17 protein-coding genes are annotated in these 18,818 nt (G+C 66.6%); 7 read left to right on the top strand and 10 right to left on the bottom strand.

Translation table 11 applies throughout. The annotated features are described in order from the left end of the window. Positions 1 to 52 precede the first annotated feature (52 nt). From HWN72_RS11800 to HWN72_RS11790, 3 genes are all read right to left on the bottom strand, one after another. A complete protein-coding gene (locus tag HWN72_RS11800) occupies positions 53 to 1,216 on the bottom strand; it encodes a MaoC family dehydratase N-terminal domain-containing protein (protein WP_008833096.1) in 1,164 nt (387 codons plus the stop codon). An 8-nt stretch (positions 1,217 to 1,224) separates the two neighbouring features. Beyond that, positions 1,225 to 1,740, bottom strand: a complete 516-nt coding sequence (locus HWN72_RS11795) for a nitroreductase/quinone reductase family protein (protein WP_211150363.1) — start codon at positions 1,738 to 1,740, stop codon at positions 1,225 to 1,227. Between the two features lie 244 nt (positions 1,741 to 1,984). Then, positions 1,985 to 2,602: a TetR/AcrR family transcriptional regulator gene (locus HWN72_RS11790; RefSeq protein WP_008833094.1), complete on the bottom strand. Its 618-nt coding sequence runs from the start codon at positions 2,600 to 2,602 to the stop codon at positions 1,985 to 1,987. A 65-nt stretch (positions 2,603 to 2,667) separates the two neighbouring features. On the opposite strand from HWN72_RS11790, the gene HWN72_RS11785 reads away from it, so the two are divergent. The 4 genes from HWN72_RS11785 (at position 2,668) to HWN72_RS11770 (ending at position 7,577) form a co-directional block, all read left to right on the top strand. Next, on the top strand, positions 2,668 to 4,122 hold the full coding sequence (locus HWN72_RS11785; RefSeq protein ID WP_211150362.1) for an efflux transporter outer membrane subunit: 1,455 nt from the start codon (positions 2,668 to 2,670) through the stop codon (positions 4,120 to 4,122). After that, the gene (locus tag HWN72_RS11780; protein WP_211150361.1) at positions 4,115 to 5,254 is read left to right on the top strand and encodes an HlyD family efflux transporter periplasmic adaptor subunit; all 1,140 of its coding nucleotides are present in this window, start codon (positions 4,115 to 4,117) and stop codon (positions 5,252 to 5,254) included. The genes HWN72_RS11785 and HWN72_RS11780 overlap by 8 nt, the downstream gene beginning before the upstream one ends. After that, positions 5,254 to 6,804, top strand: a complete 1,551-nt coding sequence (locus tag HWN72_RS11775; RefSeq protein WP_211150360.1) for a DHA2 family efflux MFS transporter permease subunit — start codon at positions 5,254 to 5,256, stop codon at positions 6,802 to 6,804. The genes HWN72_RS11780 and HWN72_RS11775 overlap by 1 nt, the downstream gene beginning before the upstream one ends. A gap of 167 nt (positions 6,805 to 6,971) precedes the next feature. Continuing rightward, complete coding sequence (locus HWN72_RS11770) at positions 6,972 to 7,577, top strand: DUF938 domain-containing protein (RefSeq protein ID WP_008833089.1); 606 nt, start codon at positions 6,972 to 6,974, stop codon at positions 7,575 to 7,577. Here the strand turns inward: HWN72_RS11770 and HWN72_RS11765 are convergent. Beyond that, a complete protein-coding gene (locus HWN72_RS11765; protein ID WP_037521792.1) occupies positions 7,564 to 8,889 on the bottom strand; it encodes an MATE family efflux transporter in 1,326 nt (441 codons plus the stop codon). The two genes, HWN72_RS11770 and HWN72_RS11765, sit on opposite strands and share 14 nt — an antisense overlap. A 90-nt stretch (positions 8,890 to 8,979) precedes the next feature. Further along, positions 8,980 to 9,141 (bottom strand): hypothetical protein, encoded by a 162-nt coding sequence (locus tag HWN72_RS11760; RefSeq protein WP_211150359.1) that lies wholly within the window; start codon positions 9,139 to 9,141, stop codon positions 8,980 to 8,982. Positions 9,142 to 9,426: 285 nt separating this feature from the next. Between HWN72_RS11760 and HWN72_RS11755 the strand changes: the two genes are divergently transcribed. After that, positions 9,427 to 10,311, top strand: a complete 885-nt coding sequence (locus HWN72_RS11755) for an alpha/beta fold hydrolase (RefSeq protein ID WP_248005967.1) — start codon at positions 9,427 to 9,429, stop codon at positions 10,309 to 10,311. Positions 10,312 to 10,315: 4 nt separating this feature from the next. Here the strand turns inward: HWN72_RS11755 and HWN72_RS11750 are convergent, their stop codons facing one another. Further along, positions 10,316 to 11,575 (bottom strand): cytochrome P450, encoded by a 1,260-nt coding sequence (locus tag HWN72_RS11750; RefSeq protein ID WP_211150358.1) that lies wholly within the window; start codon positions 11,573 to 11,575, stop codon positions 10,316 to 10,318. Between the two features lie 14 nt (positions 11,576 to 11,589). Next, a complete protein-coding gene (locus HWN72_RS11745; protein ID WP_211150357.1) occupies positions 11,590 to 11,916 on the bottom strand; it encodes a 2Fe-2S iron-sulfur cluster-binding protein in 327 nt (108 codons plus the stop codon). A gap of 124 nt (positions 11,917 to 12,040) precedes the next feature. Here HWN72_RS11745 and HWN72_RS11740 point away from each other — a divergent pair, with 124 nt between their 5' ends. Continuing rightward, a complete protein-coding gene (locus HWN72_RS11740; protein WP_202902821.1) occupies positions 12,041 to 12,685 on the top strand; it encodes a TetR/AcrR family transcriptional regulator in 645 nt (214 codons plus the stop codon). A gap of 124 nt (positions 12,686 to 12,809) precedes the next feature. Here the strand turns inward: HWN72_RS11740 and HWN72_RS11735 are convergent, their stop codons facing one another. The 3 genes from HWN72_RS11735 to HWN72_RS11725 form a co-directional block, all read right to left on the bottom strand. Continuing rightward, a complete protein-coding gene (locus HWN72_RS11735) occupies positions 12,810 to 14,885 on the bottom strand; it encodes a bifunctional diguanylate cyclase/phosphodiesterase (protein ID WP_248005966.1) in 2,076 nt (691 codons plus the stop codon). Between the two features lie 390 nt (positions 14,886 to 15,275). Then, positions 15,276 to 15,446, bottom strand: a complete 171-nt coding sequence (locus HWN72_RS11730; protein ID WP_008833082.1) for a hypothetical protein — start codon at positions 15,444 to 15,446, stop codon at positions 15,276 to 15,278. Positions 15,447 to 15,533: 87 nt separating this feature from the next. After that, a complete protein-coding gene (locus tag HWN72_RS11725) occupies positions 15,534 to 17,120 on the bottom strand; it encodes an isocitrate lyase (protein WP_211150355.1) in 1,587 nt (528 codons plus the stop codon). Positions 17,121 to 17,415: 295 nt separating this feature from the next. On the opposite strand from HWN72_RS11725, the gene HWN72_RS11720 reads away from it, so the two are divergent. After that, positions 17,416 to 18,813 (top strand): short-chain fatty acyl-CoA regulator family protein, encoded by a 1,398-nt coding sequence (locus HWN72_RS11720; protein WP_008831427.1) that lies wholly within the window; start codon positions 17,416 to 17,418, stop codon positions 18,811 to 18,813. Positions 18,814 to 18,818: the final 5 nt, after the last annotated feature.

Genomic DNA, 18,818 nt, shown 5'->3' with positions numbered 1-18,818 from the left:
GCCCGATGCTTCGACAAGCTCAGCATGAGCGGTGTCGGGGGAGTGTGGTCATTCAGCCCGTCTTCTTCGGCAGGGCGACCTCCGCGCTGCCCGTGCACATTGTCGTGCCCTTCTGGTTCTTCATCAGGTGCTTGACGTGGATGAGATGGCGGCCGTCTGCGTCCACCGACTTCTCGGTGACCTCGGCGGTCTGGATCGTCACGTCGCCGGTCAGCGCAGGGCCGCGGTAGTTGGCGACTGAGTGCACCACCATGCCGTGCTGCCCCGCCCAGCCCGAAAGGTAGTCGGTCACCCACGAGCCCATCGAGGCGCCGTAGCCGTAGCCGCGCGGCATGCCGATGCGCCGGGCATACTTGGCGAACAGGTGCCCGCGCGAGGGGCCGTAATAGGCGCCGTCGGTGAGGAACGGGTTCACCTTGAGCATGTCGGGGTCGTTCTCGTACCCGGCCATCTCGCGCGTGAAGCCGAGGCCTTCGAGGTCCTGCTTGCGCAAGTCGAGCGTGCCCCAGGTGTTGACGATATAGGCGCGCCACTCGGTCGCGAAGCTGGCGATGGAGTGGGGGCCGAAGACGCGCTCCGGCAACTGGTCGCCGACCGCGACGTCGTCCCACCAGCGTTCCTTGTTGCCGAGGTCATGGAGCATGCGGACCCAGGCGAAGCGGCGCTCCTCCATCTCCTCCAGCGCTTCGTCGGTCCATTCGGGCTCCTCGAAGTCGTCGGTCTTGACGTTGTCGCCGCCCGCCGCCGCGCGGTAGCGGATCGAGGTGGAGCGCTGGCGGGCGATCTCCTCGCCCTTCTGGTTGGAGTAGTTGTTGTCGCCGCGCTGGAAGCAGGTGGGGCCGAAGCCGGTCTGCTTGACCGTGTAGTCGAACGGTATGCGGGTGTTGGTGATCACGTCGCCCGGCTCGATGCGCGGGCCGTAGAACCACCACTCGTCGCCGCCGAACAGGAGGTGCGAGTTTGCGATCTTGCCGACGCAGGCGGGCGCGGCGCCGTGGCCGTCGTCCGTCGCGATGGCGAAGCTCTGCGGCGCGACGAGGCGGCCCCATACGCTCGCCTCGGCATGACCGGGATCGAAGTGGGCGAGGTTGGGGTAATGCATCGCATGGACCCAGCGGCGGATGTCGTTGGGTGCGATGGCCTCACGCAAGGGCGAGAAGTCCATCGTCTTGCCGAGATGGTTGTCGATGTCGGAACAGTCGAAGTCGTCGCTCATGTTTTCTCTCAGAATTGCCTGATGCCGGTGGCGTCTTCGGCCTTGAACACGGGGACCGGTTCGATGGCCTTGAGCATGACCAGCGGGATCACGCGGTCGGTCGATTGCTGGTAGGTCGCGTAAAAGGGGTGGCAGTCGGTCACGAAGGCCCAGACCTTGTCGCGCTCGGCCCCTTCGGGTTCGCGCCAGGTGGCGCGGAAGGCTTGCGTGGCGATCTGGAAGTCGACCGTCTCGGCCTCGCGGATGTTGAGATACCAGGCAGGGTGATGGTCGGCGCCGCCCTTGGAGGCGCAGATCACGACCTCGCCGCCGATGTCGGCGTAGCAAAGGGGCGTGATGAAGACCTTGCCGCTCTTTCGGCCGACATACTTGACGAGGCAGTGGGTGGCGAAGGAGCGGCCGCCGACAGGCGTGATGTCCATGATGTGACCCTGCGCGCCGCCCGAGGACAAGTACATGTCGCGGTGCTCGACCACCCAGTCCTTGCGCGTGTCGCGGATCGCGGCCGACGTGTCGTCGCTCATGGGCTTCTCCTCTCCTCCCGAGCCTAGAGGATGGGGGAGGGGAGAGCCTTGCGTCCAACCCCGAATGGGGGCGCCGGGCAGTAATCGCCGGGGCGGTTGGGGAGGGGGCCGGAAGACCGCCACCATGGCCGCCGCTATCCCCGCATCGTCATTGCGAGCGGCGAAGCCGCGCGGCAATCCAGGGCAGTCTTGAGCCGCACTGGATTGCTTCGCTATGCTCGCAATGACGAATGCAGGCAGCCGTTCAGGCCGCGTCCTTCTCCGGCGGCCAGACGCTGTGCGAGAGCAGGTTGTCGACGAAGGCCTCGTGCTGGGCCTGCCCGACGGGGTCGGGGCGCAGCAGCACGTCGGTGCGATAGCCCGTAACCGCAGACATCGTGAGCTGTGTCAACTGCTGCGCTTCATCGACATCGAAGCGCGTGGCGAAGAAGTCTGCGATGGCGCAGCGCAGCTTGACCGGGCCGCGCGTGTAGAAGGTCTCCTTGATCTCGGGAAACCGCTCACCCTCGCTCACCACCAGGCGGTAGAGCATGACCGAATTGTCGCGCAGCAGGCAGTCGATGAAGCGCAGGCACGCGCGGCGCAGCGCCGGGACCGAGAAGGTCTGCCCGGTCAGCACGTCTTCCACGTCGCGCGCGAACGCCTCGACGTGAAGGTCGACGACGGCGGTGAACAGCTCTTCCTTCGAGGCGAAGTGCGCCCACAAGGTCGCCTTCGATCCGCCCACGGTATCGGCGATCGCGGACATCGTCGTCTCGGCGTAACCTTGTTCGAGGAACATGCCCGAGGCGACCTGCACGATCTCCGCGCGTTTGCGGGCCTTGTTCGCCTCGCGCTTTGAAATTCCGGTCTTTTCCATCATGGTGTACTCTCTAGTACAGTTTTTTATTGACAGAAACAAGCCGGCAAACGATTTGGACCGTACCGATGAGTACAAAATTCTCCCCCCGAGTCGCGACGGCCGCGCTGCTGATCGCCTCCAGTTCGCTCGCCGGGTGCGGTGCGCCCGACCTTGGGCCACGTCCCGAGCTGCGCCCGCCGTCGACCCTCGACAGCGCCGCCTCGATCCAGGGCACCGCTGCCGAATGGCCGCAGGAGCGCTGGTGGACCGCTTACGGCGATCCCCAGCTCGACGGTCTGGTGGATGAGGCGATCAAGGGTTCGCCCGACGTCGCCACCGCGCTGGCCCGCATCCGCCAGGCGCAGGGCGCGCTAGAATCCTCGCGTGCCGCGCTGCTGCCCAGCATCGGCGGGCAGGGCTCGGCCTCGGTCGAGAAGCAGAGCTACAACAACGGCACTCCGGTCGCCGCGCTGCCCAAGGGCTGGAAGGACTATGGCATGCTTGCCCTGTCCGCCAACCTCAACCTAGACATCTGGGGCAAGAACCGCGCACTGCTTGCGGCCGCGACTTCGGCTGCCGAGGCCGCCGTCGCCGACGAGCGGCAGGCCGAACTGGTGCTCGCCTCGGAAGTCGTGTCGTCCTACTTCGACCTCGGCCGCCTGCTCGAACGCCAGAAGGTGCTCGACGAGACGCTGGCCGCGCGCGAAGGTTCGGCCAAGCTGGTCGGCCAGCGCGTGACGCAGGGCCTCGACAACCAGAGCCCGCTGCGCCAGTCCAACGCCGAAGCCGCCCGCGCGCGCATCGACGTCGCCGCCAACCGCGAGCAGATCGAGAAGCGCCGCCACGCGCTCGCCGCGCTGCTCGGCGCCGGTCCCGATCGCACCCTGACGCTCACCCCCCCGTCCATCGCGACCATCGCCGCGACGCCGGTGCCGGCCGATGCGGGCATCGCGCTCGCCGGTCGTCGCCCCGACATCGTCATGTCGCGCAAGCTGGTGCAAGCGGCCGACAAGGGCGTCGAGTATGCGAAGAAGTCGTTCCTTCCCGACATCTCGCTGAGCGGCCTCATCGGCCTCAGCTCGCTGGGCATCTCGCACTTGTTCGACGGCGGTTCGGACTATGGCAGCGCGGGTGCGGCGGTGAGCCTGCCGATCTTCCAGGGCGGCGCGCTTTCGGGTCGCTATCGCCTGGCACGCGGCGGCTACGACACGATGGTCGCCAGCTACAACAAGTCGGTGATCGGTGCGCTGCAGGAAGTCGCCGACGCGCTTTCCACCCGCACTTCGGCCGGTGAGCAGGAGCGCCACGCGCTCGAAGCCCGGACCGAGGCGAACGCCGCCTACGGCCTCGCGCTCCAGCGCTACAAGGGCGGTTTGAGCACCTATATCGACGTGCTCAGCGCCGAAACCACCGCGCTCGACACCCGCCTCGGCGCGGTCGACGCCCACTTCGCCACGCTCGCCAGCGAAGTCGCGCTCAAGCGCGCCCTGGGCGGCGGATATGCAGACGATTCAGCCAAGAAGGCCACCCCCGATGAGTGACGAAACCCCCAACGACGCCGGTTCGAACACCGTCGTGGACAAGAGCAAGCGCAAGAACCTCCTGCTCGGCCTTGGCGGCGCGGTGGTCGTGATCGGCGGCCTGTGGTTCCTCTACGCGGAGTTCATCGGCAGCCGCACGGTCTCGACCGACAATGCCTATGTCGCCGGTGAGAACGCGCAGGTCACCCCGCTGACTTCGGGCCGCGTGGTCGAGGTGCTCGTCACCGACACGCAGCCGGTGCGCAAGGGCCAGCTGCTGTTCCGCATCGAGGACTCCGACCAGAAGATCGCGGTCCAGCAGGCCGAAGCCAACCTTGCGATGATGCAGCGCCGTTACGGCCAGTCGATCGCCAACAACGCCGCGCTGGGCGCCGCCGCCGGGGCGAGCGACGCGCAGATCAACACCGCGCGCGCCGGGCTCGCCTCCGCGCAGGCGACGCTGACCAAGACCCAGGAAGACTACAAGCGCCGTGCGGCCCTTTCGGGCACCGGCGCGGTGTCCAACGAGGAACTGACGACCGCGCGCCAGGCGCTGGACTCGGCCAAGGCATCCTACCAGCAGGCCCAGGCGGCCGTCGCGCAGGCGCAGGAAAACGCCCGCAGCGCCCGCCGCCAGGAAGAGGCCGCCGTCGCGCTCACCAAGGGCACGACCCTGCAGACCGCGCCGGAGATCCTGCAGGCGCAAGCCCAACTGGAGCAGGCGAAGCTCGACCTCGAACGCACCATCGTGCGCGCGCCGATCGACGGCGTCGTGTCCCGGCGCAGCATCCAGGTCGGCCAGCGCATCCAGAGCGGGCAGGCGGCGATGACCGTCGTGCCGGTGGGTGAACTCTACGTCGACGCGAACTTCAAGGAAGACCAGCTCGGCAAGGTCCGCTCGGGCCAGAAGGCTACGCTGACTTCCGACTTCTACGGCGGCAAGGTGGAATACCACGGCAAGGTCGTCGGCTTCTCGGGCGGCACCGGCGCGGCGTTCTCGCTGATCCCGGCGCAGAACGCGACCGGCAACTGGATCAAGGTGGTGCAGCGCCTGCCGGTGCGCATCCAGCTCGATCCCAAGGAGCTGAAGGAGCACCCGCTGCGCATCGGCCTGTCGATGGAAGCCGAGATCGACCTGACGGACAACGACTGATGGCCGGCGGCGCTCCGGCTGCAGCGGCGCAGGAAGGCGGACCACCGCTGACCGGCGCCAAGCTGATCCTGGCGGGCTTCGTGCTCGCCATGGCCAACTTCATCGTCGTGCTCGACACCACGATCGCCAACGTTTCGGTGCCGCACATCGCGGGCGGCCTTGCCGTCTCGGTGTCGAGCGGCACCTGGGTCATCACGTCCTACGCGGTCGCCGAGGCGATCTGCGTGCCGTTGACGGGCTGGCTCGCCAACCGCTTCGGCGCCTTGCGGGTGTTCATGTTCTCGCTGATCGGCTTCGGGATATTCTCGACGCTGTGCGGGCTTTCGGGGACGCTCTCGGCACTGGTCATCTTCCGTCTCGGGCAGGGCTTCTGCGGCGGGCCGCTGATGCCGCTGACGCAGACGCTGATGCTGAAGATCTTCCCCAAGGAGATGCAGCCCAAGGCGATGGCGATGTGGGCGATGACGGTCGTGACCGCGCCGATCGCCGGTCCGATCCTGGGCGGCTACATCTCCGACAACTGGTCGTGGGAGTGGATCTTCTTCATCAACGTGCCGATCGTGGCGCTGATCTTCTTCGGCGTGGCGGTGCTGCTGCGTGGACAGGAAACGCCGACCCAGAAGCTGCCGATCGACAAGATCGGGCTGGCGCTGATGGTGATCTTCATCGGCGCGTTCCAGATGATGCTCGACCTCGGGCGCGACGAGGACTGGTTCTCGTCCACCAAGATCGTCGCGCTGGCGTGCATCGCGGGCGTGTTCTTCATCGCCTTCCTGATATGGGAGCTGACCGAGGAACACCCGATCGTGAACCTCAGCGTGTTCCGCTATCGAGGGTTCTCTGCGTCCACGGCCTCGCTGACGATCGCTTTCGGTACGTACTTCGCCTCGATCGTGGTCATCCCGCAGTGGCTTCAGACCTCGATGGGTTATACCGCCACGGAGGCGGGGCGGGCGATGGCCTTCTCGGGCGTATTGGCGGTGGTCGCATCGCCCTTCGTGCCGGCGCTGATGAAGCGGTTCGACCCGCGCCTGCTGGTGTTTATCGGCGTCTCGTGGATCGGTGTCTGCGCGCTGATGCGCATGACATGGTCTACCGACATCACGTTCTGGACGATTGCCATCCCGCAGCTGCTGCAGGGTGTCGGCGTCTCGCTGATGATCGTGCCGCTCACCACCATCAGCCTCAGTTCGGTGCAGCCGCACGAGACCGCCTCGGCCGCCGGTATCGCCAACTTCGGGCGAACCCTGGCAGGCGCGGTGGCGACGGCGATCATCACCACTGTGTGGAGCGACATGTCGCGTTCGCGCAGCGCCGACCTGTCGGGCGTGCTCAACGGGGCGGACGCGACCTCGCAGGCGCTCCAGCAGCAGGGCTTCAGTGCCGAGCAGGCGCGCGTGGCGATCGCGCAGATGGTGGAGAATCAGGGCACCGCGGTGGCCACGGGCGAGCTGTTCGTGATCAGCGCCATCGCCCTGTTCCTTGCCGCGATGACCATCTGGCTGGCTCCGCGCCCGCCCAAGAACGTGAAGCCCGCCGCAGGGCACTGAGTTACCAGACAGCCGGTGTCGCCGCCCCCGAAACAGGCGGCACCGGCGCGTCGGCCGGACCGAAAGCACAGACAGCCCCCCAGTCCCCCCGCTTTCCATCCGGCCGACGCACCCTCCGGGCGCAGGGCGCTCTTGCCGAACCGGGTCGGCGATCCCATTGCAAGGCAATGGAAAACGACGCCCGCCGAGAGGCTCCCGCCACTGCCCGCAACCGTGACCCGATCCTGTCGGTCCTGCGCGACGTGCTGCCGGTATCCGGCCACGTGCTGGAGATCGCCAGCGGCACCGGCGAGCATGCCATCCACTTCGCCGCCGCCTTGCCCGACCTCGTCTGGCAGCCGACCGATCCCGATGCCAACGCGCGCGCCTCGATCGCGGCATGGGGGGAGCAGGCAGAGCTGGCGAACTTGCGCGCGCCGCTGGAACTGGACGCGGCCTCGCATGAATGGCCGATCACGGAAGCACAGGCGGTCGTCTGCATCAACATGATCCACATCAGCCCCTGGACCGCGACCGAGGGCCTCATGGCCGGCGCCGCGCGGGTGCTGGAGTCGGGCTATCCGCTGGTGCTCTACGGCCCCTATCGGCGAGAGGGGCTGACGCTCGAGCCCAGCAACGCGGCCTTCGACGAGGACCTCAAGCGGCGCAACCCGGAATGGGGCCTGCGCAGCGTGGAAACCGTGCGCGCCTGTGCGCTGGACAATGGCCTGGCGTTCGACAGTCTTGTCGAGATGCCTGCCAACAACCTGATGCTGGTCTTCAGGAAGCGCTGAAGCTGCGCCGGGTCAGGCGCGGCAGGACCAGCGCCTGCCCCACCGCGCGGCCGCCGAACAACACCGCGAAAGCCGCCCAGAGCCCATGGTTGCCGAGCGGCTGGAGCGCCCACAGCAGGGCGAGGTAGGCCGCCATCGCCGCCGCCATCGTCCCCAGCATCGCCCGGGTCCAACCGGCGCCGACGAACACCCCGTCGAACACGAAGGACGACACGCCCAGCACCGGCAATAGTGCCAGCCAAGGCGCATATTGTGCGGTCGCGGCAACTACGGCAGGGTCGGTGCTGAACGCCGCCGCGAGCCGGGCGCCCGCCAGCGCGTAAAGCGCCGCGACGGCAAGCCCGGTCACGCCGCCCCATACCAGAGCGGAGCGCACGGCGGCGGTGAAACGCGCTCGCGACTGTGCGCCGAGCGCCTCGCCGCAGAGCACTTGCGCGCCGCTCTCGAACCCGTCGAGCAGGAGTGTCGCCAGCATGAAGATCTGGAACAGCACGCCGTTGGCAGCCAGCGTGACTGGCCCGGCGCGCGCACCGACGCGGGCGAACAGCAGGATCGAGCCGGTCAGCAGCAGGGTGCGCACGAACAGGTCGCGGTTGAGCGCGAAGAGCCGCGCGAGTTCGCTCTGTGCCCACGTCCCCTTGCGGCCGAGGGCCGCCAGCGCATCGCGCGCCGCGCCCTCGCGCACGACGATCGCGGCCAGCAGGATGAACTTGAGGGCTTCGGAACTCACCGTCGCCGTCGCTACCCCGGCCACGCCCCAGCGCACGACGAGCACCAGCAGCAGGTCGAGGGCGATGTGGACGAGGTTCGCGATGATCTCGACCACCAGGGCATGGCGAACCTTGCGTCGTCCGATCAGCCAGCCCACCAGCACGCAGTTCGCCAGCCACACCGGCCCCGCCCAGTAGCGCACCGCGACGTAGGTGCGGGCCGCCTCGCGCACCGGCCCCTCGGCGCCCAGCACGTCGAGGCCCAGCGGGATCGCGAGCGGCATGGCCATGAGCAGCACCGCGCCGATGCCGAGCGCCACCGCCATCGCGCGTGCCAGCGTCTCGCCCGCGTCGCCATCACCGCGTCCGCTACTTTGCGCGGTCAGCGCGACGGTGCTGGTGCGCAGGAAATTGAAGACGTTGAGCAGGCCCAGCATGAACTTGGCCCCCAGTTCGACTGCGCCTTGCGCGGGGGCGTCGCCGAGCCGTCCTATCGCCCACATGTCGGCAAGGCCGAACAGAGCGGTGGCCACGTTGGTCAGCATTGCGGGCAGGGCGATGGCCCAGAGCTGGCGGGCGGGAGAGGGCGGGGAGACGGTCACGGAACCGGGGTCTAGCCAAGCGCACCCGCAGGGGCAAACGAACCGGAGAATCGCCGCTGCGATCAGGACATATTGTCCCACCTTCGCGAATCACTCCAGGCGCAGGATCGGCGGTTTTCCTAAGGGCACGCCATGTTGCAGTGCGATACCCGGCTGAAGGTGCAAGGAAAGCGCACGCAATGAGGGCTTGCCAAACCCGCGTAAATCAGGGAGATTGTTGAAAGTTGGTGGATCAGGCAGCTTCTGCTGCATCTGCGAAGAAATCGGCGCGCCGGAGTGATTTCTCATCCCCGGCGCGCTCTCTCCCAACACCGGTAAGGTTACATGAACCTTTCACCGACCACATTGCACAAGAATCCGGCTTTGGCAAAGCGGGAAATGCATTTCATGCTGCGCAGCATGCAATTTTTCCTTCGCCCATTTCCCGCGCGTTTCTGCGGTGTTGCATGTCCTGCGCTGTCATCCCGGCGATGATTGCGGGGTGCCTGTTGCGCATCGTCTCCTGCGATGATCCGATGGGGATCGAAGGAGAGAGGCATGACCCGAATGGGCACCGACACCGGCAAATTCGAGCAGAATGCCGGCCCGGCCATCTATCTTGATTCGCTCGAGTCGCAGGCGAGGCGGGTCGAAACTCCGTGCGGCGACGGGACGATGGCATGGCGAATCTGGGGCGAAGGGGCGCCGCTTGTCCTTGCACATGGCGCGCAAGGGTCCTGGACGCACTGGGTCCGCAACATAGAGCGACTGTCTCACCACCGGCGGCTGATCGTGCCCGACCTGCCGGGCCACGGGGATTCGGCCATGCCCGCGAGCAACGACCATGCAGGCATCTCGGCCGCGCTTGCCCGGGGATTGTCTGCGATCCTCGGCGCGGAAAAGATGCCTGCCGATTTGTGCGGCTTCTCGTTCGGCGGCGTCGCGCTGGCGCATCTGGCGGCGCTGCATCCGGGCACGGCGCGCAGGCTGGTGATCGTCGGCTGCGGCGGGCTGGGAACGCCGATGGGTCACCCGCGCCTCGGCCGGATCAGCGGTCTGGTTGGGGAGGAGCGCCGCGCCGCTCTCAAGGCCAATCTGCTCGGGCTTATGCTCCATCACCCCGAGAGCGCCGACGACCTTGCGATTCACATGCTGCTGCCGACTGCCAAGGCTGCGCGGCTTCATGCACCGCCGCTGGTGCTTCCCGACAGATTGGTCAAAGTGCTTCCGGAGGTCCGCGTCGCTGTAGACGCGATCTGGGGCGCGTTCGACCTGCCGCATCCCGACCCGGCCACGCAGGAGGCGGCGCTGCGTACCGTCCAGCCCGACGCCGAGTTCCGCGTCGTCGAGGACGCCGGGCACTGGGCGATGTACGAGCGCCCCCAAGCGTTCGAGGCGGCCTTGCTGGATATTCTCGCAAGGCCGCCTCGCAAGGTGGGCTGACGGGCTACCAGACCAGCGGCAGGTGCTCCGGCCCGATGACGCCGCCGGGGCGGTACTCGATCCGCGTGCCCGGCTTCACCGAGAACGCCGGGATGCGCTTCAGCCACTCTTGCAGCGCGATCTTCACTTCCAGCCGGGCGAGGTGTGCGCCCATGCAACTGTGGACGCCCACGGTGAAGGCCAGGATCGTCTTGCGCGGGCGGTCGAAGTCCACCTCCTTGGGGTTCGGGAACACTTCGGGGTCGAAGTTGCAGGCGGGCAGGACAAAGGTGACGCGGTCCCCCTTTTTCATCTGGACGCCGCGCATCTCGTAGTCCTTGTCGAGGACCCGACCCGAGAACGTCACCGACCAGCGGCGCAGCAGTTCCTCGACGATCTTGTCGATGTCCTGCGGGCGGCTGTGGATTTCAGCGAGCTTGTCCGGATTCTCGGCAAGGTAGAGCCAGATATTGTTCAGCGTCGCGAACACGGTGTCGAGCCCGGCGATGAACAGGAAGCAGACGAAGCCGAAGATCTCCTTGTCCGACAGCGGCACGCCGTCCGGCGCGGAGTGTGCGATGCGGCTGACGACGCCGTCGTCGGGGTTCGCCCTCTTCTCCTCGATCGCCTGGCGCAGATAGGCGGTGATCTTGCCCATCGTCTCGCCCATCACCGCGCGGTCGTTCGAATGGAGGAGTTTCATCGCCCAGTCCACGAACTCGTCGCGCATGTCCTGTGGCAGGCCCATGATGTCGAGGAACACCGTGACCGGCAGCGGGCGGCCGTAGTCCTCGGTGAACTCGCAAATCCCTCCGGCCGCGACCTTGGCCTCGATCTCGTCGATCAACCCGTTGGCGCGCTGGCGGATCTGCTCCTCCAGCTTGAGCACGCCCTGGGGGCTGAACACCGGATCGACGATGTTACGGTACTTGCGGTGATGCGGCGGGTCGATCTCGATCGGGATGAAGTAGAAATAGTCGTCCGGATCGCGCGGGAAGGGCGTGGCGCCCTCGTTCGAGAAGATGTCCGGGTGGCGCAGGCCGAACAGCGCGTCCTCATGCTTGATGAGGTGCCACATGTTCCCCATCGGGCTGACGTCGTAGTAGATCGGCGGCTGCTTTTCATGCAGCGCGGCCATGAAGTCGTGCGGGTTCGCAAGGAAGTCCGGCCCGACGGTGAGGCCCGACTGGCGGATCAGTTCGGGCGGAACGTGGGCGGGCACCTGGTCCATCCCGACATTGCGCGGGAAGCTGGGGGGCACGGGATTGGCGGCGTCGATAGGCATGGCGTCCTCTCCCTTCAGAACTGCGTTTCGGGCAGATGGATGATCAGCCCGTCCAGCGCGGAGGTGATCTCGATCTGGCATGAGAGGCGGCTGGTCGGTCGCAGTTCGGTGGCTACCGCTTCGAGCAGTTCGGCCTCGGTGTCGGACGAGGGACCGCCCACCGTGTCGACCCAGTCCTCGTCCACGTAGCAATGGCAGGTCGCGCAGGAGAGGCCGCCGCCGCATTCGCCGACGATGCCCTCGATGCCGTTGTACAGCGCCCCGCGCATGACGTTTTCGCCCAGCGGTACGTCAACGCGCGTCTGGTGCCCGTCGTGATCGACGTAAGTGATCTGCGGCATGGTTTCCTCTCTCGTTGTCCTGTGAGAACATTGTTCTCATTCTTGTACGCGCTTGAGGGCGGCCAAGTCAATCGCATCGACGCAGGGCTGGACCGGGGCCCCCCGCGGGCGTAGCGCTTCAAGGATGACGACCGCCTATCCGCCGCTGTTCACCGCGCCCGAAGCACCCGAAGGCGACCGCGCGTTGCTGCTCATCCGTGCCGCCTACGACCTGCTCGACGAATCGGGGCTGGAGGGCCTGACGATCCGCGCGGTGCTGGCGCGGGCAGGGTTGGCGCGGCGGGCGTTCTATGAACGGTTCCAGGGCAAGGACGACCTCGTGCTGGCGGTGTTCGACAGCTCGCTGCGGACGGCGGCACTGCAGTTCCGGGACATTACTGCGCGCTGCGAGGGGCCGGTGGAGGCGCTGCGGGCGATCGTGACGGGAATCGTGGTCGGCCAGCTCGGACAGGACCGGTTGGGCGCGAACCGGCGCGGGGCGGCGCTCAGCCGCGAGCACTTGCGGCTCGCCCAGACACGGCAGGGGGAATTGAACTCGGCGCTGGAGCCGCTGCTCGACCTGATCGCCGGGCATGTCGCGGACGGCATCGCCGTCGGGGCCTTCCGGCGGGCCGATCCGCAACTGCAGGCACGGCTTGTCTACAACCTCGTATCGACCACCGTGCATACGGTGCTGCTGGCGGAGGAGGAAGGTATTCCCGACCGCACCGGGCGCGAGGAACTGGCGGGCGAATTGTGGGAGTTCTGCCGCCGGGCCTTGGCGGCGTGAAGTTCACCCAACCTTCGTCATTGCGAGCGTAGCGAAGCAATCCAGAGCGGTGTGAAACTGCCCCGGATTGCTTCGCTGCGCTCGCAATGACGAAATGTGGGAGACGAAGGGAGGCGGGATTACCTTAATTGGTCATCGCCGGCATCGCCTTGCCGAACAGATAGCCCTGTCCCTGCGTGCAGCCTTCATCGCGCAGGTATTCCCGCTCCATGTCGCTTTCGATACCCTCGGCCGTCACGATCAGGCCAAGACTACGGCCGAGGCCGATCACGGCGCGGATGACGGCGCGTGAATTGGCTTCATGGTGCAGGTTCAGGATGAACGACTTGTCGATCTTGATCTTGGTGAAGGGGTAGTTGAGCAGGTAGCTCAGCGAGGAATAGCCGGTCCCGAAATCGTCGAGCGAGATGCCGATGCCGAAGGCGCGCAAGTTGCGGATGATCGCGGAAGGGCGCGGGCCTTTCTCCATCAGCACCGCCTCGGTGATCTCCAGTTCCAGACGCTCGGCGGCGAGGCCGGATGTGGAGAGCGCGTTGATCACCGTGCTCAGCAGGTTGCCGTTGCGGAACTGCAGCGGCGAGACGTTGACCGCGACCTTGACGTGGTCCGGCCACTGCATCGCCGCGCTGCAGGCGCTGCCGAGCACGAAGCGGCCGATCTGGTCGATCAGGCCGATCTCCTCGGCGAGCGGCACGAAGACGTCGGGCGGCACCGCGCCGCGCTCGGGATGGTTCCAGCGCAGCAGCGCTTCGTAGCACTCGATCTGCCCGCTCTGGAGATCGACGATCGGCTGGTAGTGGACCGCCAGCCCCCCCTCGCGCACGGCGGCGCGCAAGTCGATCTCGAGGCGGTTCTTCTCCTGCGCGGCGGCGTCCATCCCGGCTTCGAAGCTGCGGCATGTGCCGCGCCGCTCGCCCTTGGCGGCGTAGAGCGCAAGGTCGGCGTAGCGCAGCAACGTCTCGGGATCGCGGGTATCGTAAGGTGCGGAGGCGAAGCCGATTGTTGCACCGATGTGGATCATGTGGCCCTGCACGAAGAAGGGCTCGGACAAGGTTGTGATGATCGACTTGGCGACCAGTTCCGCCTGCGTCAGACTCGAGCGGCGGAAGATCAGCGCGAACTCGTCGCCGCCGATGCGGCACAGCAGGGCTTCGGGCGGGATCAGTTCGCGCATGCGGCGCGCGGCCTCGGTCAGCACGATGTCGCCGAAGTGGTGGCCGTAGGTGTCGTTGACCGGCTTGAAATGATCGAGATCGACCATCGCCAGCGTCACCGTTTCTTGCGCGCCTGCGTCAGTCAGCAGGTCGTTGAGGTACGTGCGGCAATGGGCGCGGTTGGCGAGGCCGGTCAGTTCGTCGTGGCGGGCCATGTGCGCCATGCGCTGCTCGATGCGGCGTCGTTCGGTGACGTCGAAGATCGAGACGATGGTGCCGGAAAATCCTTCGAGGTCGGAGACGCGCGTGGCGATCACGGTCTCGATCGCGGTGCCGTCGCGCCGCAGCATCTTCCAGCTGTCGCCGGTGTCGGCGCGGTCGGTGACCAGCAGCTGCGCTGCGTGGGCGCGCGAAGTCGCGGGAAACAGGTCTCCGGCGGGCAGGTCCGCCATTTCTTGTGGGGTATAACCGAACAGGGCGCAGGCGGCCTCGTTGGCGGTGCGGATGCAGCCGCTTTCGGGGTCGTAGACGAACATCGCCAGCGGGTTGCGTTCGAACAGCAGGCGGAAGGCATCTTCCTTCTGCTTGAGGTCGGTGATGTCGACGCGCACGCCGATCGAGCCGCCGCTTTCGAGACGGCGTTCCTCGATCATGATGCAGCGGCCGTTCGACAGCCACTGCTCGTGGCGGTGCGAAGGCTGGCGCAGCAGTGCGAGGCGGCTGGCGAGCCATTCCTCCTCGCGCCCGGCTGCTTCGGGGTAGTCGCCCCGCGCGATGCCGATGCGCAGCGCGTCGCCCAGCTTGGCGCCGGGCACCAGCAGGTCGGCCGACTTCTCGTAGATCTGGGCGTACTGCTCGTTCCAGAGGATGTAGCGATCCTCCTCGTCAAGGAAGACGATGCCTTGCGGAATTGCCTCGATCACCTCGCGCAGCCGCGTCTCGGCGAGCGAGGCCGCCTGAAGCGCGGTGTCGAGCGAAGGCAGGTCTCCGCGCTCCGCGATGGCGAGCGCGAGTTCCTCGCCGGTTACGTCCTGTTTAAGCCCCAAATACAACGCAGATCCCCATCTGGTTTGGAGCAGGCTATGAGGCAGGTGGTTAATTTTCTGCCCTATGGCGACAAAGGTATGACGAAGCGGGGCGCGCAATTTCAAGGGTCTGGAGCATGAACTTTTGGTAACCGCGGGGCGCCGATCGCCCGGAATTCGGGCAGTCGGCTAACGCTGGAAGCGAACTTTCGCACTTCGTTGCATCCTTGATTCCGGTGACGTCGCAAGGCGCAGGTTAGGCCGATATGATTGACGCAAGCTGACCGGGCGCGTTCGCAGTTGCGCGAAGACGGCCGTTCATGTCCCCCCTCTTCGCTCCAATGCAAATGGCCCGCCGCACACGGGTGCGACGGGCCAAGCTTTCCTCCCCAGGAAAACTCTTGAGCTGCCTCAGCGGCGGATCGCGCTGCCGAGACGGTGATAGAGGTTGGAGTACTTGGACGAGATCGGATCGTCCTCGTGTGCCTTGAGATAGAAGACGACGGCTTCCTGAAGAAGCTTGAAATCCTCGTTCGAGAGCACCGCGCGAGCGCGGGTCGGTTCTGCGGTCATGGTGGTCATGCTATGTCCTTTCCTTGCTTGCTTATCGGGTTGCTGCCCCAAGTTGCCGGGGGACTGTCCCCCGGCTTCCTTCAAGTGTGGTGCGGCTCAGGCCGCGAACTGGTTCATCGTGTTGTGCGCGCCGCCGGCCTTCAGGGCGGCCTCGCCGGCGAAGTATTCCTTGTGGTCGTCGCCGAGGTCCGAGCCGGCCATGTTCTGGTGTTTCACGCAGGCGATGCCCTGGCGGATCTCCTCGCGCTGCACGCCCTTTACGTAGCCGAGCATCCCGGCGTCACCGAAGTATTCCTTGGCCAGATTGTCGGTCGACAGCGCGGCGGTGTGGTACGTCGGCAGGGTGATGAGGTGGTGGAAGATGCCCGCCTCGCGTGCCGCGTCCTTCTGGAAGGTGCGGATGCGCTCGTCGGCCTCTGCCGCCAGCTCGGTGGCGTCGTAGTCGATGCTCATCAGGCGCGCCCGGTCGAAGGCCGAGACGTCCTTGCCCGCCGCCTGCCAGGCATCGAAGACCTGCTGGCGGAAGTTGAGCGTCCAGTTGAAGCTGGGCGAGTTGTTGTAGACCAGCTTGGCGTTCGGGATCACCTCGCGGATGCGGCTGACCATCCCGCCGATCTGGCCGATGTGCGGCTTCTCGGTCTCGATCCACAGCAGGTCCGCGCCGTTCTGCAGGGCGTGGATACTGTCGAGCACGCAGCGGTCCTCGCCGGTTCCCGAACGGAACTGGTAGAGGTTGCTGGGCAGGCGCTTGGGACGAAGCAGCTTGCCGTCGCGGCTGATGAGAACGTCGCCGTGGCCCACCGTCTCGACTTCCTCGCAATCGAGGAAGGCGTTGTACTGGTCGCCGATGTCGCCCGCTTCACGGGTGAAGGCGATCTGCTTGGTGAGGCCGGCGCCGAGCGAGTCGGTGCGCGCCACGATCAGACCCTCGTCGACGCCCAGTTCCATGAAGGCGTAGCGGACCGCCCGGATCTTCGCGATGAAGTCCTCGTGCGGCACGGTGACCTTGCCGTCCTGGTGGCCGCACTGCTTTTCGTCCGAAACCTGGTTCTCGATCTGGATGCAGCAGGCGCCCGCCTCGATGAACTTCTTGGCGAGGAGGTAAGTCGCCTCCGCATTGCCGAAGCCCGCGTCGATGTCGGCGACGATCGGCACCACATGCGTCTCGTAGGCGTCGATGGCGTGCTCGATGCGCTTGGCCTCGACCTCGTCACCGCCCTCGCGGGCCTTGTCGAGATCGCGGAACAGGCCGCCCAGTTCGCGTGCGTCAGCCTGACGCAGGAAAGTGTACAGTTCCTCGATCAGCGCCGGAACGCTGGTCTTTTCGTGCATCGACTGGTCGGGCAGGGGGCCGAACTCACTGCGAAGCGCCGCGACCATCCAGCCCGAGAGGTACAGGTAGCGCCCCTTGGTGGTGCCGAAGTGCTTCTTGATGGAGATCATCTTCTGCTGGCCGATGAAGCCATGCCAGCAGCCCAGCGACTGCGTGTAGTTGGCGGGGTCGAGATCGTAGGCCGCCATGTCCTCGCGCATGATGCGCGCGGTGTAGCGGGCGATGTCGAGGCCGGTCTGGAAGCGGTTCTGCAGGCGCATGCGGGCGACCGATTCGGCCTCGATCCCGTTCCAGTGGGGCTCGGTGCCGATCGTATTACCGGCTTCGATGATCTTGCTCTGGTAGGTCACGCTTCAGTTCCTCTTCGCGGATGCGATTGCTTTCGATGGAGCCGAGGTAGTCGCGGTGACGGCGCGGCGGAATGCCTTGCGAGGTGCTGTTGTCAAACTTTACAGATGTTCCTTGTAAAGTTGTGTGGTAGTTACAAAACGGTTGTAAAGGCCACCCGTCATCCCAGCGAAGGCTGGGACCGCTGGCCTGTTACGACCAACTATCGTCCGGGCGCTCTTCCGAGGGTTGGGCTTTGCGCGGCCAGCGGTCCCAGCCTTCGCTGGGATGACGGGCGCGTGTTGGATAGGGAGTGCAATGGCAGAGAATCGTCCCCTGTACCTCGGCCCGCGCCTGCGCCGTCTGCGCCGTGAACTCGGCCTGACGCAGCTGGCGATGGCCGATGATCTGGAAATCTCGCCCAGCTACGTCGCCCTGCTGGAGCGCAACCAGCGGCCGGTCACCGCCGACATGCTGCTGCGCCTCGCGAAGACCTACCGCCTCGACATCGCCGACATCGCCGGTGACGACGGGGAGGGCTACGCGCGCCGCCTGACCGACGTGCTGCGCGACCCGATCTTCGCCGATATCGACCTGCCCAAGCTGGAGGTCGCCGACCTCGCCACCAGCTTTCCGGGTGTCTCCGAAGCGCTCTTGCGGCTCCATCAGGCCTATACCCGCGAGGCGCAGGCGCTGGCCGAGCAGCGCGCCGCCGGGCCGATGGCGGACGAGAACGAACCCGTGCGCGAAGCGCAGCGCTTCCTCGCCGCCAACCGCAATTACTTCCATGCGCTCGACACCCGCGCCGAGGAACTGGCGGGCGAGATCGAAAAAGCGGGCGGGGCGACCGAGTGGCTCGCCGCCAAGGCCGTGCGCGTGCGATTCCTGCCGCCTGACGTGCTCATGGATTCGCTGCGCCGCTTCGACCGGCACAACCAGCAATTGCTGATCGCCGACACGCTCGACCATGCCAGCCGCGCGTTCCAGATCGCCACGCACATCGCCCACACCGCGCTGCGATCCGAGATCAAGCAGACGATCCGGGCCGACAGCTTCTCCAGCCGCACCACCGCGACGCTGCTGCTGCGCGCGCTGGCGGGCTATGCGGCGGCGGCAATCGTCATGCCTTATGGCCGCTTCGCCCGCGCGGCGGACCAGCGGCGCTATGACATCGATGCCCTGTGCGCGCTGTTCGGCGCCAGTTTCGAGCAGGTGGCGCATCGCCTCACCACCCTGCAGCGGCCGGGGGAGGAGCGCGTCGGCTTCTTCTTCATCCGCGTGGACGAGGCGGGCAATGTCTCCAAGCGGCTCGACGGCGCGGGCTTCCCCTTCGCCGCGCATGGCGGCGGGTGTCCCTTGTGGAGCGTGCATCAGGTGTTTCGCCGTCCGGGCGAAATCGTGCCGCAATGGCTCGAACTGCCGGGCGGGGAGCGCTTCTTCTCGATCGCGCGCACGGTGACTGGCGGGGCGGCAGGTTACGGCGGTGCGCGGGTCGTGCGCGCGGTGGCGCTCGCCTGCGCGGCGGAGCAGGCGGGGCGGCTGGTCTATGCAGGCGGTACGGACCCGACGAGCGCGCCGACGACGCCGATCGGCGTCACCTGCCGTCTGTGTCAGCGTGCGGAATGCACCGCCCGCTCGGTCCCGCCGATCGGGCGCGACGTGCTGGCGGACGACTACCGCCGTGCCGCGCAGCCCTATACGTTCGCGGAGAGTTGAAACCC

The organism is Novosphingobium sp. HR1a (assembly GCF_015594425.1).
Taxonomy (GTDB): Bacteria; Pseudomonadota; Alphaproteobacteria; order Sphingomonadales; family Sphingomonadaceae; genus Novosphingobium; species Novosphingobium resinovorum_A.
Note: the sequence above shows the minus strand (reverse complement) of the source record. Positions and strands in the feature narration are given on the sequence as shown.

What these genes read in the sequence shown, in the direction of transcription:
- HWN72_RS11800 (WP_008833096.1), bottom strand. Translation starts at nt 1,216, where the DNA reads ATGAGCGACGACTTCGACTGTTCCGACATCGACAACCATCTCGGCAAG.
- HWN72_RS11795 (WP_211150363.1), bottom strand. Translation starts at nt 1,740, where the DNA reads ATGAGCGACGACACGTCGGCCGCGATCCGCGACACGCGCAAGGACTGG.
- HWN72_RS11790 (WP_008833094.1), bottom strand. Translation starts at nt 2,602, where the DNA reads ATGATGGAAAAGACCGGAATTTCAAAGCGCGAGGCGAACAAGGCCCGC.
- HWN72_RS11785 (WP_211150362.1), top strand. Translation starts at nt 2,668, where the DNA reads ATGAGTACAAAATTCTCCCCCCGAGTCGCGACGGCCGCGCTGCTGATC.
- HWN72_RS11780 (WP_211150361.1), top strand. Translation starts at nt 4,115, where the DNA reads ATGAGTGACGAAACCCCCAACGACGCCGGTTCGAACACCGTCGTGGAC.
- HWN72_RS11775 (WP_211150360.1), top strand. Translation starts at nt 5,254, where the DNA reads ATGGCCGGCGGCGCTCCGGCTGCAGCGGCGCAGGAAGGCGGACCACCG.
- HWN72_RS11770 (WP_008833089.1), top strand. Translation starts at nt 6,972, where the DNA reads ATGGAAAACGACGCCCGCCGAGAGGCTCCCGCCACTGCCCGCAACCGT.
- HWN72_RS11760 (WP_211150359.1), bottom strand. Translation starts at nt 9,141, where the DNA reads ATGCAGCAGAAGCTGCCTGATCCACCAACTTTCAACAATCTCCCTGAT.
- HWN72_RS11755 (WP_248005967.1), top strand. Translation starts at nt 9,427, where the DNA reads ATGACCCGAATGGGCACCGACACCGGCAAATTCGAGCAGAATGCCGGC.
- HWN72_RS11750 (WP_211150358.1), bottom strand. Translation starts at nt 11,575, where the DNA reads ATGCCTATCGACGCCGCCAATCCCGTGCCCCCCAGCTTCCCGCGCAAT.
- HWN72_RS11745 (WP_211150357.1), bottom strand. Translation starts at nt 11,916, where the DNA reads ATGCCGCAGATCACTTACGTCGATCACGACGGGCACCAGACGCGCGTT.
- HWN72_RS11740 (WP_202902821.1), top strand. Translation starts at nt 12,041, where the DNA reads ATGACGACCGCCTATCCGCCGCTGTTCACCGCGCCCGAAGCACCCGAA.
- HWN72_RS11730 (WP_008833082.1), bottom strand. Translation starts at nt 15,446, where the DNA reads ATGACCACCATGACCGCAGAACCGACCCGCGCTCGCGCGGTGCTCTCG.
- HWN72_RS11720 (WP_008831427.1), top strand. Translation starts at nt 17,416, where the DNA reads ATGGCAGAGAATCGTCCCCTGTACCTCGGCCCGCGCCTGCGCCGTCTG.